Origin of the sequence: Bacillus sp. FSL H7-0578 (assembly GCF_038630855.1) — a bacterium.
GTDB lineage: Bacteria > Bacillota > Bacilli > Bacillales > Bacillaceae > Bacillus > Bacillus safensis.
This window is the reverse complement of the sequence record NZ_CP152045.1, coordinates 448,344-462,806: the sequence shown is the minus strand read 5'-3', so window position 1 is coordinate 462,806 and position 14,463 is coordinate 448,344. Positions and strand designations below refer to the sequence as shown.

15 protein-coding genes are annotated in these 14,463 nt (G+C 42.9%); 6 read left to right on the top strand and 9 right to left on the bottom strand.

From position 1 onward, the window contains the following. Nucleotides 1-44: 44 nt before the first annotated feature. Both MHB41_RS02230 and MHB41_RS02225 read right to left on the bottom strand, forming a co-directional pair. Entirely contained in the window at nucleotides 45-800 is a 756-nt protein-coding gene (locus MHB41_RS02230) for a Cof-type HAD-IIB family hydrolase (protein ID WP_024425552.1), read from the bottom strand. Nucleotides 801-926: 126 nt separating this feature from the next. Then, nucleotides 927-1,196, bottom strand: coding sequence for an excalibur calcium-binding domain-containing protein (locus tag MHB41_RS02225; RefSeq protein ID WP_080769491.1), 270 nt, complete (start codon nucleotides 1,194-1,196; stop codon nucleotides 927-929). Between the two features lie 184 nt (nucleotides 1,197-1,380). On the opposite strand from MHB41_RS02225, the gene MHB41_RS02220 reads away from it, so the two are divergent. Genes MHB41_RS02220 through MHB41_RS02210 form a run of 3 tightly spaced genes read left to right on the top strand, consistent with a single transcriptional unit; the run spans nucleotide 1,381 to nucleotide 2,339 of the window. Then, nucleotides 1,381-1,758 carry a VOC family protein gene (locus MHB41_RS02220; RefSeq protein WP_081123991.1) on the top strand — a complete coding sequence of 126 codons (378 nt, stop codon included), beginning with the start codon at nucleotides 1,381-1,383 and terminating at the stop codon, nucleotides 1,756-1,758. Between the two features lie 25 nt (nucleotides 1,759-1,783). Then, on the top strand, nucleotides 1,784-2,077 hold the full coding sequence (locus MHB41_RS02215) for a DUF5316 family protein (protein WP_340899337.1): 294 nt from the start codon (nucleotides 1,784-1,786) through the stop codon (nucleotides 2,075-2,077). A gap of 25 nt (nucleotides 2,078-2,102) precedes the next feature. Continuing rightward, a complete protein-coding gene (locus MHB41_RS02210; RefSeq protein ID WP_041116688.1) occupies nucleotides 2,103-2,339 on the top strand; it encodes a DUF2651 family protein in 237 nt (78 codons plus the stop codon). Between the two features lie 198 nt (nucleotides 2,340-2,537). On the opposite strand, the gene MHB41_RS02205 is transcribed toward MHB41_RS02210, so the two are convergent. The 5 genes from MHB41_RS02205 to MHB41_RS02185 form a co-directional block, all read right to left on the bottom strand. Beyond that, nucleotides 2,538-2,930 (bottom strand): RidA family protein, encoded by a 393-nt coding sequence (locus tag MHB41_RS02205; RefSeq protein ID WP_340899338.1) that lies wholly within the window; start codon nucleotides 2,928-2,930, stop codon nucleotides 2,538-2,540. A gap of 226 nt (nucleotides 2,931-3,156) precedes the next feature. Further along, nucleotides 3,157-4,905 carry a methyl-accepting chemotaxis protein gene (locus tag MHB41_RS02200; protein WP_041116683.1) on the bottom strand — a complete coding sequence of 583 codons (1,749 nt, stop codon included), beginning with the start codon at nucleotides 4,903-4,905 and terminating at the stop codon, nucleotides 3,157-3,159. A gap of 97 nt (nucleotides 4,906-5,002) precedes the next feature. Further along, a complete protein-coding gene (locus tag MHB41_RS02195) occupies nucleotides 5,003-6,124 on the bottom strand; it encodes a mannitol-1-phosphate 5-dehydrogenase (RefSeq protein ID WP_041116680.1) in 1,122 nt (373 codons plus the stop codon). 1 nt (nucleotide 6,125) lies between these two features. Continuing rightward, entirely contained in the window at nucleotides 6,126-6,560 is a 435-nt protein-coding gene (locus MHB41_RS02190; RefSeq protein WP_012008933.1) for a PTS sugar transporter subunit IIA, read from the bottom strand. Between the two features lie 95 nt (nucleotides 6,561-6,655). Then, nucleotides 6,656-8,098, bottom strand: a complete 1,443-nt coding sequence (locus MHB41_RS02185; protein WP_034283798.1) for a PTS mannitol transporter subunit IICB — start codon at nucleotides 8,096-8,098, stop codon at nucleotides 6,656-6,658. Between the two features lie 507 nt (nucleotides 8,099-8,605). Here MHB41_RS02185 and MHB41_RS02180 point away from each other — a divergent pair. The 3 genes from MHB41_RS02180 (at nucleotide 8,606) to MHB41_RS02170 (ending at nucleotide 11,657) form a co-directional block, all read left to right on the top strand. Continuing rightward, entirely contained in the window at nucleotides 8,606-10,240 is a 1,635-nt protein-coding gene (locus MHB41_RS02180; protein WP_101677055.1) for a copper resistance CopC/CopD family protein, read from the top strand. A gap of 15 nt (nucleotides 10,241-10,255) precedes the next feature. Then, complete coding sequence (locus tag MHB41_RS02175) at nucleotides 10,256-10,870, top strand: DUF1775 domain-containing protein (protein ID WP_041106532.1); 615 nt, start codon at nucleotides 10,256-10,258, stop codon at nucleotides 10,868-10,870. 190 nt (nucleotides 10,871-11,060) lie between these two features. Then, nucleotides 11,061-11,657 (top strand): NAD(P)H-dependent oxidoreductase, encoded by a 597-nt coding sequence (locus tag MHB41_RS02170; protein ID WP_034283793.1) that lies wholly within the window; start codon nucleotides 11,061-11,063, stop codon nucleotides 11,655-11,657. Between the two features lie 44 nt (nucleotides 11,658-11,701). Here MHB41_RS02170 and MHB41_RS02165 read toward each other — a convergent pair whose 3' ends face one another. Further along, entirely contained in the window at nucleotides 11,702-13,096 is a 1,395-nt protein-coding gene (locus tag MHB41_RS02165; protein WP_340899343.1) for an NAD-dependent succinate-semialdehyde dehydrogenase, read from the bottom strand. Continuing rightward, nucleotides 13,071-14,459, bottom strand: a complete 1,389-nt coding sequence (locus MHB41_RS02160; RefSeq protein ID WP_340899345.1) for an APC family permease — start codon at nucleotides 14,457-14,459, stop codon at nucleotides 13,071-13,073. The genes MHB41_RS02165 and MHB41_RS02160 overlap by 26 nt, the downstream gene beginning before the upstream one ends. Nucleotides 14,460-14,463: the final 4 nt, after the last annotated feature.

Genomic DNA, 14,463 nt, shown 5'->3' with positions numbered 1-14,463 from the left:
GCGAGAGGCAAAGTCCTCTCACTTTTTCTGTAATGAAATGCACCTTATTTAGACAGCACCCAATGTTGGATGGCTTTTGCAACACCGTGTTCTGTGTTAGGAGCCGTAATCCAATCAGCTGCCTCTTTCACCACTTCCTGAGCATTTCCCATCGCAATGCCTAATCCGGCTTCTTGAATCATGGCCATATCATTGAGGCTGTCGCCAAGTGACATGACGTTGTCCATCGTACAGCCAATGCGTTCTGCTACTTTTGCAAGAGCTGCCGCTTTGTTAATGCCGGCTGCATTCACTTCGATATTCGTTGGACTTGAGTTTGTGATCTCTAGGTGCTTATTTGTTTTCAATGTATTGAGTACTTCCTCACGAACGTCATCATCATGAATATCAAAGCCAAATTTCAGCCATTCATGGTCATGAATCCGTTCAGGGAATTCACCTCTCCACACCTTATCCACAGTCGAAGCCCAGTAATCGGTTTCGTACCTATTTTTTAAATCCCACATCATTTGGACGTGATCAGGATGCAGCAGATCTCGTTCGATCAGCTGAAAATTTGAATCCCAGATTTCACTTCCGTTTGCTGTCACGAGGTAAGACGATAACTTGAGCGGCTCAACCAGCTCTCGGCATGTCATCAGTGTCCGCCCTGTGCTAATGACCACATGGACCCCTTTTGCTTCAGCTTCTTTAATGGCTTGTTTATTTTCCTCTGGAATGATGTGCTCACTGTTTAACAGCGTGCCATCCATATCAATGGCAATCAATCGGATGTCTTTCTTATGAGCTTGTGTTGACAAATTGAGACCCCACTTTGTATCGATTTTTGAAACTATCTTTATTTTAATATAAAGATGAAGCTGGCACAAAGGGACGAGTTTGATCCCATAGAAAAAAGACCTTGTGATAGGTCTTTTCACATGTGCTTAGCGTTCACACGCAATGCCGTCTTTGTCGCGGTCAAGCCGCATATTTTTTTGATAGAGTGCTTTTGATACATATGGCTTGTACTTTGTTTTTCCGCCTTTGTTTTTCGTGTTTTTGCTTTTTGCTACGCCGCCTTTATATACCTTGTTCAGCGCTTTGCAGTTTTTGTAAGACTTGACCGTTTTTGCATCTGCTGTGTGGGTGTCGACTTGTGTAAAGCTTAGTAAAAGACCTAAAGACAAGACAGCCACCATGATTTTTTTCAACATGTAAGATCCCCCTATTTTTTCTAATTTTACATTTTTATCATATGTCACCACTTTTTGTTTTTCAAGACTATTGAGCTAAATATTTTGATTTTTTTGGCATGAAATAAACATTATTTCCTATATGGTACAATGAGTGGGAAACCTTTCCGTTTTTGACACGTATATGAAGAGAGGAGTTTTTCACATGAAAATGAAATATACCATTTTATATGTAAACGATGTGGAGGCAAGTATTCATTTCTATCAGCAAGTACTTGGTTTCCCAATAAAATTGAGGGTTGAATCCTATGTTGAGTTTGATACTGGAGACGTGACGTTATCGATTAATTCACGCCAGGATGTCAAAGAAGCACTCGGATTGCCTGTTCCTGATGCAAATCAAGCGTCTCAAACGTTTGAAATTGGCTTTGTTGTGGATGATGTGGAGCAAACGATTGCATCAATGAAGGAAAAAGGGGTTTCGATCATCAAAGAACCTGCAAAAAAACCATGGGGTCAAACGGTCGCTTATGTGTCTGATCCTGATGGTCATTTCATTGAAATATGTGATGCGGTCTCCTAATTGTCTTTGAAGGGAGTGAACCAGAATGAGAAAAAAACATGCTTTTTTCGCCGGTGTTTGCTCAATGATTGTGATTTGCAGCGCCGCTATGATGTTGCAGCACCTTGAATGGATTAAGTTTGTCAGCGGCGGGATTTCTATTATTGGGGTCGTGATGTCTGGGGTGCTAATGGGTGCTTGGACAAGTGGAGAAGAGACACGAGCAGCCTATCATTCTGAAACAAAAGAACACCGCATGTGGCGCCTTGATACGGCTTTTCTTGTGATGATTTTTGCACTTCCGCACATGGCTGCTTCGGTCTGTTATGTTTTGATATAAACACTTATTAAAAGGAGTTAGCAATATGGCTGTTTTTATTCTATTCATTGTATTTGGCTTTCCTATTATCTCTGTGCTGATTGGCATTTTGGGCACGCTCTTTTTGAAGAATGTTTGGATGCCTACTTTGATTGTGCTGTTAGCAAGCTTGATCTTCATGTTCACCTCTATTGGCGGGAACGTATCTTTTCTCATTTGGGTCATCGTCTACACCGTCTTTACGTTCCTTGCTGGATGGATCACAAAGCGGCTCAGCGTGTAGACAAACCCTCGCATTCTGTGTCAGGTCTGCGTGCCGGTGCTCACGAATGTCAAATTCGCTCCGAGCCGGTACTCGTCCTTCCTAGACTTCAAAGGTTTTCTATCACGCTGAAAAAAGAAGACAAAGGGCTAAAATCAAGATCATTTTAGCCCTTTGTCAACAATTTGAAAGAACAGTTTTCACTGTTCTTTTTTTGAATCATATATCCGCACACCATAATTCAATTTCAATTTTCAGCTCCGGCCATCCTAAAGCTGATACATAAGCAATCGTCATTGATGGGTAAGCTGTTTTGAAGATCGTATTCCACTGAGGATATAGATGGTCCCAGTCGATTTCTTCTGTTGCCCATATATTGACCTTGATCACATGTTCTTCATTCAATCCTTCTGATTCAAGGATTTTTTTAATGTTTTCAAACGTATTCGTTACTTGGTCGTTTAAGCTTGATGGGATCTGCCCATCTATATCTGTCCCTACCTGACCCGATGTAACAAATAATCCCGCACCCTTTGGCACCCTTGTGATATGACTGTAGTGACCAACAGGTTTCGGCATACTTTCTGGGTTTTTTCTCGTGATTTTTTCCATGTTATATCCCTCACTCACGTTTATTTTTCTGCTTGTTTCTTCGTTTGGTAGACAGACTTCACCAATTTCTATCTATCCTAAAAGAAAACAGCAGTGGAGTATCCATAGCCACAAGGTAAGAACATTAATATCTTCTTTTTCATGACCGAAACACTCCTTTTGTTTGCGTGAGCAAGGTTTTGATTAACTTCATCGTACCTGACAGGTGATACATCGTCAAAATGATTTATAGACGATAACGCGCAATGTCCTGATTCAATCGCATGCTAAGCTCATTAAGTCTTTCTGCTGCTTTTGCCACATTAGAGATGGCTGTCACTTGTTCGTCTGTGGATGCAGTGATTTCTTCGATCGCCGCCGCATTTTCTTGAGAAACATGTGCTGCGCCGTGCATGGCTTTTGTGATGAGGTCGTTTTGCTCCAGCAGTGTATTCAGCTCTTTTGCCATCGCGTTTGTTTCAACGATGGTTTGTGAAATCAATGTAGAGATGGCATTGAATTCATGTTCTGTTGCATGCACCGCTTCATCCAGCTCGGCAAAACGATCCATTGTGCTCGACATGATGCCGGCTGTTGCCGTCGTTTCTTCTTTAATGCCTTGAATCATTTGCTGAATTTGAACGGCTGATTGTTTTGTCTGTTCAGCTAAATTCCGCACTTCACTCGCCACAACTGAGAAGCCTTTGCCATGCTCTCCTGCACGTGCTGCCTCAATACTTGCATTCAGTGCCAGTAAATTCGTCTCATTTGAAATGCTCTCAATCGTATCTGTGATTTGAGAGATATCCTGTACTTTTGTACTTAACTGCTCGATTCCTGCTCTAATGCCTTGAGACGCCTGAATCGATTGTTCATTCGATTGTTTTAATTGCTGTACGATTTGCTGGCCCTGCTGTGATGATTGACTCGATTGGTCGGAAATCCGTTTAATTTGATCACTCTGTTCTTTGACATTCTCAATCGATTGATTAAACTGGGTCATTTGTTGATTGGCTTCTTCAAGATCAGATGCTTGATGAAGTGTTCCAGTCGAAATGTCTCCGATGGCTCGTCCAATTTCTTCACTGCTGGCTGAGGTTTCTTCAGATATCGCCGATAAATCTGTCGCTGATTCAACAAGCTGACTGCTCGTTTCCTGTAAACCGCTCACCAGTGTTCTGAGCTCTCCTGACATATGGTTAAAGCCTTTTGCCAGCTGTCCGATTTCATCCGTTGTTTCCTTTAAGCTGGTGCGTTCAATATTCCCCGCCGCAATTTCCTTTGAAGCAGCAGTGACTTGCTTCAGCAGTCTGACTTTTCCTCGAGCAGCTAAATAAAAGACGCCTAGACTCAGAAGGGCGACACCCGCTGTAATGAGAATAATATAAAGCTTCATCTGCTCTAATTCTTTATAAAATTCGTCCTGGAAGACAGCGATACCTACACTCCAATTCCACGGTGTAAACTGGCTCATATAGGCGAGCTTTTCTTTTTCTTCGCCGGTTGCATCGTCCTTATCCATATAGGTCACATAGTGTGCATCCTCGCCTTTTGCATTGGCGCCAGCGACCATTTTTTCACGATTGGTCGTGTTATCTGGAATGACACCGATGTCGTTGACAGGATGAACCTGGGTAGAATAGTCAGTGCCATAAGCGATCAGATAGCCTTTATTTTTATAGATAAAATCTGATTTTTGAGATTGATATCCCTTCCCGTTGTCATTTTTGGGTCCGCTCAAGTAAAGCCGGGCTTGTTCTTGCGCCTGCTCAAGCGTCAGTTCTTTTTTCTCCACACGGTCATTCAACTGTTCAAGTGTGGCCATCGCTCCGCTGACGATGTGCTTTAAATCTGCTTTCCCTGCATCAATTAAGACATGTTTCGCTAACAAATACCCCGTTGTTCCAACTAGTCCGCCCGTTAAAATCGTGATCACAATAATGGCAGACATTAATTGAAAAAAGACACTTCTTGACGCAAACGCTTTCTTTTTCATACAAATTCCCCCTTACTTTATATATCGTCAAGCAGGGAAAAGTATTAAAAAAGTCATAGAAAAAATCCCTTTCACACGTTGGAAAGGGATTTTCTGATTAATGAGCTGCTTCTTTAAGAATGGCTTGATAAAGATCGTCTGATGGTGAGAGTCCACATACCTCTTCCAGCACACCTTCAATGCCTTTTTCTTTTCTTAATGCCTGCAGACGAACAGCTTCTTCGTCTTCAGTAAAGTCGTAAGCCAAAGCTGCCACAATGCCTTTAATTAAATACTGTGGCTGTCTGATCTTTTTCGCTGGACCGATTAAACGGTCATCTGCTCCAAGCTTTCTAAGCGGGGAACGTGCGACGCGCGTGACTTCATCAGAGATAAAGGCATTTTCAAATCGTTTGATGATTTTTTGGATATACGCATCATGTTCTTCTTTTTGAAAACCATATGTGTCGATTAAATAACTGCCCGTTTCGTGAAGTGCACCTTCGACCACTTGACGAATCTCTGGTGTATCGACAGCTTCTTTAATCGTTTGAACGCCTTTCTCGTACCCGACATAAGCAGCTAGTGCATGTCCTGTGTTGACAGTAAAGAGCTTACGCTCAATATAAGGCGTCAAATCTTGTACAAAGGTCGCTCCATCGATCTGTGGAACGTCTCCAATAAAGCCTGTCTCATCAATGACCCACTCGAAAAATGGCTCGACTGATACTTTCAAAATGTCCTCATGGTGCTGAATGGGGACAATGCGGTCAACCGCAGCGTTTGGAAAACCAACTGTGTGTGACAGCGCTTCTTGTTCATCAGCTGTTAAATGAGAGAAAACAGCTTCCTTTAAATGAGAGCTGCCGCCAATCATATTTTCACACGCCACAATGTTGATGATATGATCAGGCTTTTTCTGTTTTAAACCTTCAGCAATCGATGAAGCAATGATGTTCAAAACAGCTGGTCCAACAGCTGTTGTAATGAGGTCAGCTGTTGCAACTGCCTCAGTTAATGCAGCTGGATCTTTTGCGGAATTGATGGCGGACACAGGACCGACTACTTCTTGCTGCTGCCCTGGAGCTGCGAGTTCCACTGTGTATTCTTTTTTTTCATTCAGCTCGTTGATCACCGCTTCATTTACATCGGTAAAAACGAGCTCAAAGCCTGATGCTTTTAACAAAGATCCGATAAATCCTCTGCCAATATTGCCTGCTCCAAAATGAAGTGCCTTCATGTTAGTTCACCTCGTTAAAGATGGCGATCAGTTCATCCTGATCCTTTGCATGAATGATACGCTCTACGTTTTCTTCCTCTGAACAGACAATCGCAATTTGAGAAAGAATATCGAGATGCTCATTATTTTTACCAGCGATACCAAATACAACTTTGGCAATATTCCCCTCGCCATATTCAACGCCATCTGGAATTTGGATAATGGAAATTCCTGAATGAAGGACAGCCGCTTTCGCATCCTCTGTTCCATGAGGAATGGCAATTCCGTTGCCCATAAATGTAGAAGAAATATTTTCTCTTTCAAACATTTTGTCCACATAATCACTTGTGACATAACCGTTTGCCACTAAGACTTCGCCTGCTTTTTTAATGGCTTCTTCTTTAGAGCCCGCTTGTTCGTTTAGAAAAATATTGTCTTTTGAAAGTACTTGTTTCATGAAAGATCACACACCTTTTTTAGAATGGAAAATCAGAAAACAACCAAAACGGGGAGTTCAATTAGGAAAAATTGGACTCAACCCGTTTCGTCATGTTATTTTTTCAATTTCTCAATCAGCTCATCGTATTTCGGGCTGTTTAAGAAATTATCAACTGAGATATGGACAGCTCCTGGCAGTTTTGCCTTGGCTCTATCTGTTAAATCTTTATGAGTAAAGACCACATCGGCATCATCTGGGATGTTGCTGATGGATGTATTTGTTACATCAATATCTAGCTCTGCCTTTTTGACTTTATTCTTTAAAACGGACGCACCCATCGCACTTGAGCCCATTCCTGCATCACAGGCAAAGATGATTTTGTTCACGTTATCTGGATTGATTTCATCTGGAGATGCTGCTTGCTCGCTTGCTTCAGCACCTTCTTTTTGTGCTGTAAGAGCAGCTGCTGCTGCACTTTTCTTGCCTTTCATGTCTTGCATTTTTTCAGTTGCTGCTGTTAAGTCTTCGTCCACTGCTTTAGACGCTTTCAAAATGACAGAAGCGACAAGGAATGATACGACCGCTGCCACGACAACACCTGCTAGAACGGCAAGGTGGCCGCCTTTTGGTGACATGAGCATAAGAGCGATGATACTTCCTGGTGACGGCACAGCCTTTAAGCCTGCATTTAACAGTGTAAAGGTCAGAACGCCGCTCGCTCCCCCAGCAATAACCGCCAAAATGAGCTTTGGCTTCATTAAGATGTATGGGAAGTAAATCTCATGGATTCCCCCTAAGAATTGAATGACAATCGCACCCGGTGCAGACTGCTTTGCAGTCCCTCTCCCAAAGAACATGTAGGCTAGAAGAACACCTAGACCTGGTCCTGGGTTTGTTTCAAGCAAGAACAGAACGGACTGGCCTGTCTTCGCCGCTTGCTCCACCCCTAATGGACCTAAAATTCCTTGGTTAATGGCATTGTTTAAGAACAATACTTTCGCTGGTTCAATGAAAATACTTGCCAGCGGAAGTAAATGTGCATTGACAATGATATCTACACCTGCCGCAAGAGCTTTATTCAGGCCTAGTACCACTGGACCGATGGCGTAGAAAGCAATGGCGACTAAAATGGCACCTAGAATACCTGCACTAAAGTTATTAATCAGCATTTCAAAACCTGATTTGATTCGGTCTTTAAACAGCTGATCGATTTTCTTAATGAGATAACCGCCAAGCGGTCCCATGATCATTGCGCCTAAAAACATTGGGATGTCCGAACCGACAATAACCCCAATCGTAGCGGTTGCACCGAGTACCCCGCCTCGATGGTCATATACGAGCTTCCCGCCTGTGTAACCGATTAAGAGCGGCAGCAAGTAGTTGATCATTGGACCAACAAGTGTATTTAATTGTTCATTTGGAAAATAACCACTTGGAATGAATAATGCGGTGATGAGTCCCCAAGCGATAAACGCTCCAATATTCGGCATGATCATACCGCTTAAATAGCTTCCAAAGCGCTGTACTTTTACTCGAAATCCGCTTTTTTCCTGCATCTATGAAAACTCCTTTCTTCTCTCCCTTTATTTAGGGCTTTATAGGTCAAAAGATATAAGAACAAGATTCAGTGAAGCCCTTATGCCTATCGTAAAACGCTTTCACTTTCTCTTCAATTGAAACTAAATGTCACTTTGTCACATAGTGTGTGACAAAATTGAAAAATGATGTGAAAATACCTTCAGATCCTAATACAAAAGGGGTGAAAAGGTTGATCTGCCGTTGTTTTGAAACAAAATTCATGGGAATTTCACAACTTTCAAATGGTCTCTTCTTGTTTCCTCTTCTTAAATCGAATAGGCTTATAATTGATCAAACCTATTCAATTAAGAAATGTCTGCGCAGACATGACACAGAAAAAGTGAACCATCTTGCTGTTTGTTTCGTTTACCTTTTAAAGAGGGCGGTACAATAGGAAGAGCGGTTTTTTCTGTGACTCACAGTTTACTGCCGCTTTCTTTCTGATACATGAGACATTTTCATAGGTAGAAAGGCGGTTATTCACCTTGTTTAAAAATAGTAAGTGGCTTCTGCTTCTTATGGTCATGTTCGCTTTTTTCATTCCAAAGGAAGCATTCGCTCACGCATACGTCGTGAGCTCGAACCCAGCAGCAAATGAAGAGCTGGATCATCAGCCTCCTTCAGTCTCGATCACATTTAGTGAAGGAATTGAAAGCGGCTTTCATGCCATTAAGGTGCTAAATGCAAAAGGTGATCGTGTGGATAAAGGAGATACGGTCATTAAAGATCAAAAGATCATGGAAGCAGCTTTAAAAAAGAATTTACCAAAAGGGATTTACACCATTCAGTGGAATGCGGTATCAGCGGACGGACACTCTGTCTCTGGCATGATTCCGTTTAGTATTGGAAAAGCGGATGGCGGTTTTGACCAATTAGAGCAAGGCCAAACGGATGAATCCATAGATATGGCTTCAACTATTGATAAAGCCTTTCTTTATACGTCATTCAGCTTATTCCTTGGGACCATTTTGTTTGGACTGCTTTGGTTTAAGAATACGATTTCACCTGTATTGGAGAAACGAATGAAGCGGCTTTTGACCGTGTCATTGATCATGATGGGCGGAGCACTTGTGTTCCAGCTGCCGATTCAGACAAAATCAGCGGCAGACGTGTCCTTTTGGGGGGCATTTCAGCCTTCGCTTTTACAAGAAACGATTGCGTCCACTTCTGGCGGTAGTCTGTGGATGATGCTTATGGCGTCATTTGTTCTTCTCACCATCTGGACAATTGTGGCGGTGAGAAAAGGGGATTTCTCTTCTTTTCGAGTTTGGCTGTTTCCACTGCTTCTCTTCATAGTGCTTCTTTGGCTGAAGGCACAAATCGGACATCCAGCCGCAACAGACAATAAAATACTCACAACATCACTTGATTTCATCCATCTCATCTCTGCTTCGATTTGGGTCGGTGGTTTAACAGCCATTGTCCTTCTATTGATAAAGAAACTGCCAAATGAAGATGAGCCGCTCATACGGAGTACGCTAGCAGCGTTTCATCCTTGGGCACTGCTCTCCGTTGGACTCATTGTGTTTTCAGGATTTGTGAATGCCATCTTTATTTTGCAATCGTTTGACGCTCTTTTCCAATCAGCATACGGACGCACCTTTTTAATCAAGCTTGGTTTATTTATCATCATGGGCCTTCTTGGGCTTATGCATTACTTGATGCTGAGATGGGAAAAGAAGCAGAAACGCAGCATTTCCTTACGAGCCGAATGGATGATCGGGATCGCCATTTTGTTATTAACGGCTGTCTTTACCAATATTCCGAGCCCTCCTCCGCCTGCACCAGAGCCCTTCTTTGGCGCAAATCAGGTCGAGCATCGTGATATTGTGTCCTTGAGCATTACTCCGAATGCCCCGGGGAAAAACTCATTCGAAGTGGCATTTACAAAGAAGAATGGCGAAACGATCACTGATATTCAATCTGTAACAGCCAAGATCCATAAGGTGGCTTTATTCGGTGATGAGACACCGAGTGAATTTCAGCTGAAACGATTAAAAAATGGGCATTTCTCTGCTGAAAATCTCTTATTAAATGAAAAAGGCACATGGAAAATTGAAATCCATGCGTTAACTGGTTCTTTTAAGAATATCGATACCACATTTATTAGAAGAAACTAAAAGGAGTTATCACATATGAAAAAATACGTTAAAGCTTTATTACCAATGCTTCTCGCTTCATTTTTATTGGCAATTCCTGTGAGTGCGCACGTAACAGTCAAGCCTGATACATCTGCGACAAATGCTTGGGAGACCTATACATTAAAGGTTCCTTCTGAGAGTGACAGCCCGACGACTAAGGTTGTCGTGACAATTCCTAAAGGCGTAGAATTCCAGCAATATGAGCCAGTACCTGGCTGGAAAACATCAACTGAAGAGAAAGATGGCAAGGTAACAAGAGTGACTTGGGAAGCAACAGGTAAAGGTGTGCTTGCTGGACAATTCCAGCAATTCGTTTTTGTAGCGAAAAACCCTGAAAAAGCAGGTGAAGCTGCTTGGGATGCGTATCAATATTATAAGGATGGAACAGTCGTTGAATGGACTGGCGATAAAGATGCTGATAAACCTCACTCCATCACAAACATTGTGGCATCTAATACTGTAACGGATTCACATGGCCAGGAAAAACCAAAAGAAGAAAAGGCCTCTGAAACAGCCACTGCTTCTTCCTCACCACTTGTCCTTGGTCTGTCCATTGCTGCTCTAGTCGTGGCACTGATTGCACTTGGACTTGCTTTTAGAAAGAAATAAAAGCTGTATGAGCGATCGTTTTCTTAGAAACGATCGCTTTTTCTTCCTTTACACATGTACAAATCGCACTGTTTACTTTTATGACGATCAATTATTTTCCATTTTCCCAACTTGTTATTACCAATATAGGATTGAATAGGATAAAGCCGCGTGACATAATGAGACAGATGACCACATAGGAGGCTATGAGATGAACCATGTAATCATATTTGCTCATCCCCAGCAAAGCTTAAATCAAACCTTATTAGATCTTGTTGTGAGCACTCTATTGAACAATGGTCATAAAGTGACTGTTCGTGATGTCTATGCCCTAGGTTTTTCGCCAGAGCTCACCATTGCAGAAAAGGCTGCCATCAAATGCGGTGATGTCCCGATTGCCATTCAAAGAGAGCAGACGCTGATTCAGCAAGCGGATGTGCTGACGTTTATTTTTCCAATATGGTGGACAGGCTTGCCGGCTATGCTAAAAGGATATGTAGAACGCGTCTTTTCTGAAGGTTTTGCTTATCAGATCAGTGAGGATGGAGAGATTGAAAATCTGCTTCGGCACAAAAAAGGTGTCATTATCAACACCCACGATGCACCGAGGACTTTTCTTAATTCCAATAAGATTTCCACCTCCTCCCATCACATGACAACCGATACTGAAGTCTTCAATTTTATTGGCGTTCAGCCTGTCGAACGGCTTTTGTTCAGCAGCATGGAGCAGGCATCTGCAGATTACATACATGAAATTTTGAAAGAAACGAAAGAAACGGTGGATCAGCTTTTCCCGCCTGCTGTTTAACATAAAAAAGACTGCCGAGATTCCTCTGACAGTCTTTTTCACGTTTATTCGTCTAAACCAATGGATACATATTTTGTTTCTAAATAAGGCTCGATCCCTTCGATGCCGCCTTCTCGGCCAATTCCGCTCTCTTTCATACCGCCAAAAGGTGCTTGGACAGCCGATGGACCGCCATCATTCCAGCCAATGATCCCATAATCGAGATGTTCTGAAATGTAGAGTCCGTTCCGATAATTTTCTGTAAAGAAATAAGCTGCAAGGCCAAAAGGTGTATCGTTGGCTAATTCAATTGCCTCGTCTAACGTTTTGAATGTCGTAATAGGTGCCACTGGACCAAAGGTCTCTTCATGCATAATGTTCATCGAAGGGTCCACATGTGTAAGAACCGTTGGCTGGACAAAATAATATGATTTGTCATCGTCGAAATACGTATCGCCGCCTACAAGAACTTTCGCCCCTTTATCCACTGCATCTTGAATTTGGCCGACAATTTTATCAAAACCGCGCTTGTTGATAATTGGACCGATGGATGTGCCTTCTTCAAAGCCATTTCCTACTTTCAGCTTTTCTACTTCTTTGCTGAATCTTTGCGCAAATGCTTCATGAATGTCTTCATGCACAATTAAGCGGTTGGCACAGACACAGGTTTGCCCTGCGTTCCGAAACTTAGATGCCACTGCTTGTTTGACAGCTAGTTCAAGATTCGCATCCTTGTCTACGATGAGCGGAGCATGACCGCCAAGCTCCATTGATACGTGTTTGACTGTACTGGCACTGTTTTTGATCAGGTGCTTCCCGACGGGCGTTGAGCCTGTAAACGTGATTTTTCGAATCAATGGACTATCTGTGAAGATTTCACCCACTTCTTTGCCATCTCCCACAACCCATTGCAGTGCATCCTCTGGAATGCCGGCTTCATGACCTAATTTTACTAGTTCTATAGCTGTCAGCGGTGTGTCTTCAGCAGGTTTTACAATAAACGTACAGCCTGCTGCAAGCGCAGGAGCTGCCTTTCTCGTAATCATCGCCGCAGGGAAATTCCACGGAGTAATGGCAGCAACAGGACCAACTGGCTGTTTTGTGACGAAAAGGCGTTTGTTCGTCGTATGTGACGGGATGGTTCTGCCGTAGATTCGCTTTGCTTCTTCTGCGTACCATTCAATATAACCAGCCGCATAGACGATTTCTCCTAATGCTTCTTGATACGGCTTTCCGTTTTCTTCTGTGATGATTTTCGCAAGCCTCTCTTTATGCTCAATCATCAGATCAAACCACTTGCGAATGATATTGGCACGTTCATGTGCTGACGTTTTTGCCCATGATTTAAATGCTTTGTGTGAACGGGAAATTGCATCTTCGATCTGTTCTTTTGTATGCTGAGCAACTGAAGCAATTTCTTCTCCTGTTGCAGGATTATACACTTTGAGTTCGTTTGTCATGCTCTACCGTCTCCTTCGTTCTTGGATTCATTACATATAGTATATACCCAATGAGTACCCAACCTAAAAGCAATATCCATTCAGCTGGCCAAGATAAGGAGGCCGGCATTCCTGGAAAGTAAAATGAAAGGAAAAGAAGACTCAGTCCGATGGCTAAAACACCTGTCGTCCGCCAATATTTAATGCTGTATGGACGCTCCAGCTCAGGTTCTGTTTTCCGAAGTCTCATAAAGGCAATGGACACGATTAAGTACCCGACGATGATTCCGACACCGCCCGCATTGACAATCCATACGAGGGCAGGGCGCCCTAATAATGGAGCGAAAAAAGCCAAAGCTCCAAGAAATAAAATGGCATTTGTCGGTGTTTTATACTTTGGATGAATATACGCAAACCATTTGGAAATCATACCTCTTTCCGCCATAGCATATAAAATACGGCTTGCACCGATAATAAAAGCATTCCAGCTCGTCACAATCCCTGCTACACCGCCAATAACCAGCACTGTTCCAAACGCTTGATGACCGAGAAGCTGAACCATCGCATCTGCTGTTGCTAATGAAGAGGCTTCAAGCTGTCCCTTTGACATTCCAGCAGCTACCCCAAAAACAATAAGCAGATAAAAAATGACCGCACTCACGATGGAAATAATCAAGATTCTCCCAATGATTTTTTTTGGTGCGTTAATCTCCGCCGCTACTTGCGGAATGACATCAAACCCAACGAATAAAAAGGGAATCATGACTAACACCGCCATAAGACCGCCAACCCCGCCTTGAAACATCGGCTCAAGGTTTGCAAAATCTCCATTAAATGTTGCGCCGCCTAAAAGGAGAAAACCTGTCAGAATAATCGCCACTGTGAACACGGACTGAAAAATGGCAGCAGGCTTCGCCCCAATATAATTCAGCGCTGTTAAAAACAATGCACCGCCAGATCCAATCAATACCCACGTGAAATAAACGTCCCATCCCCCTATATTCCATAAGAAGCCAGCATGCTGTGTTGGAATCGCATAATCAATGACGGTCGGCAAGGCGACAGCTTCAAACGTAATCACAGACACATAACCAAACAATACGCCCCATGCTGAGACGAACGCTGCTTTCATCCCAAATGCCCGCTGGACAAAAACGAGCCCTCCGCCTGTCTCTGGAATCGCAGACGAAAGCTCAGCATACGTAAGTCCGATAAAGATGACGAGAATACCGCCTATAACGAAAGCAATCACACTGCCTAAAAATCCAGCTGTTAAAATCCAATCTCCCGAAAGTACAACCCAGCCCCAGCCAAGCATTGCACCAATGGACAAAAACAGTACGTCAGACTGCGACATGGTTTTTGCCATTTGTTGTTTTTGCATACAA

Excerpts from the sequence above, each read along its gene's own strand:
- MHB41_RS02160 (WP_340899345.1), bottom strand. The coding sequence starts at position 14,459 with ATGCAAAAACAACAAATGGCAAAAACCATGTCGCAGTCTGACGTACTG.
- MHB41_RS02190 (WP_012008933.1), bottom strand. The coding sequence starts at position 6,560 with ATGAAACAAGTACTTTCAAAAGACAATATTTTTCTAAACGAACAAGCG.
- MHB41_RS02210 (WP_041116688.1), top strand. The coding sequence starts at position 2,103 with ATGGCTGTTTTTATTCTATTCATTGTATTTGGCTTTCCTATTATCTCT.
- MHB41_RS02200 (WP_041116683.1), bottom strand. The coding sequence starts at position 4,905 with ATGAAAAAGAAAGCGTTTGCGTCAAGAAGTGTCTTTTTTCAATTAATG.
- MHB41_RS02170 (WP_034283793.1), top strand. The coding sequence starts at position 11,061 with ATGAACCATGTAATCATATTTGCTCATCCCCAGCAAAGCTTAAATCAA.
- MHB41_RS02225 (WP_080769491.1), bottom strand. The coding sequence starts at position 1,196 with ATGTTGAAAAAAATCATGGTGGCTGTCTTGTCTTTAGGTCTTTTACTA.
- MHB41_RS02185 (WP_034283798.1), bottom strand. The coding sequence starts at position 8,098 with ATGCAGGAAAAAAGCGGATTTCGAGTAAAAGTACAGCGCTTTGGAAGC.
- MHB41_RS02220 (WP_081123991.1), top strand. The coding sequence starts at position 1,381 with ATGAAAATGAAATATACCATTTTATATGTAAACGATGTGGAGGCAAGT.
- MHB41_RS02215 (WP_340899337.1), top strand. The coding sequence starts at position 1,784 with ATGAGAAAAAAACATGCTTTTTTCGCCGGTGTTTGCTCAATGATTGTG.
- MHB41_RS02175 (WP_041106532.1), top strand. The coding sequence starts at position 10,256 with ATGAAAAAATACGTTAAAGCTTTATTACCAATGCTTCTCGCTTCATTT.
- MHB41_RS02165 (WP_340899343.1), bottom strand. The coding sequence starts at position 13,096 with ATGACAAACGAACTCAAAGTGTATAATCCTGCAACAGGAGAAGAAATT.
- MHB41_RS02205 (WP_340899338.1), bottom strand. The coding sequence starts at position 2,930 with ATGGAAAAAATCACGAGAAAAAACCCAGAAAGTATGCCGAAACCTGTT.
- MHB41_RS02195 (WP_041116680.1), bottom strand. The coding sequence starts at position 6,124 with ATGAAGGCACTTCATTTTGGAGCAGGCAATATTGGCAGAGGATTTATC.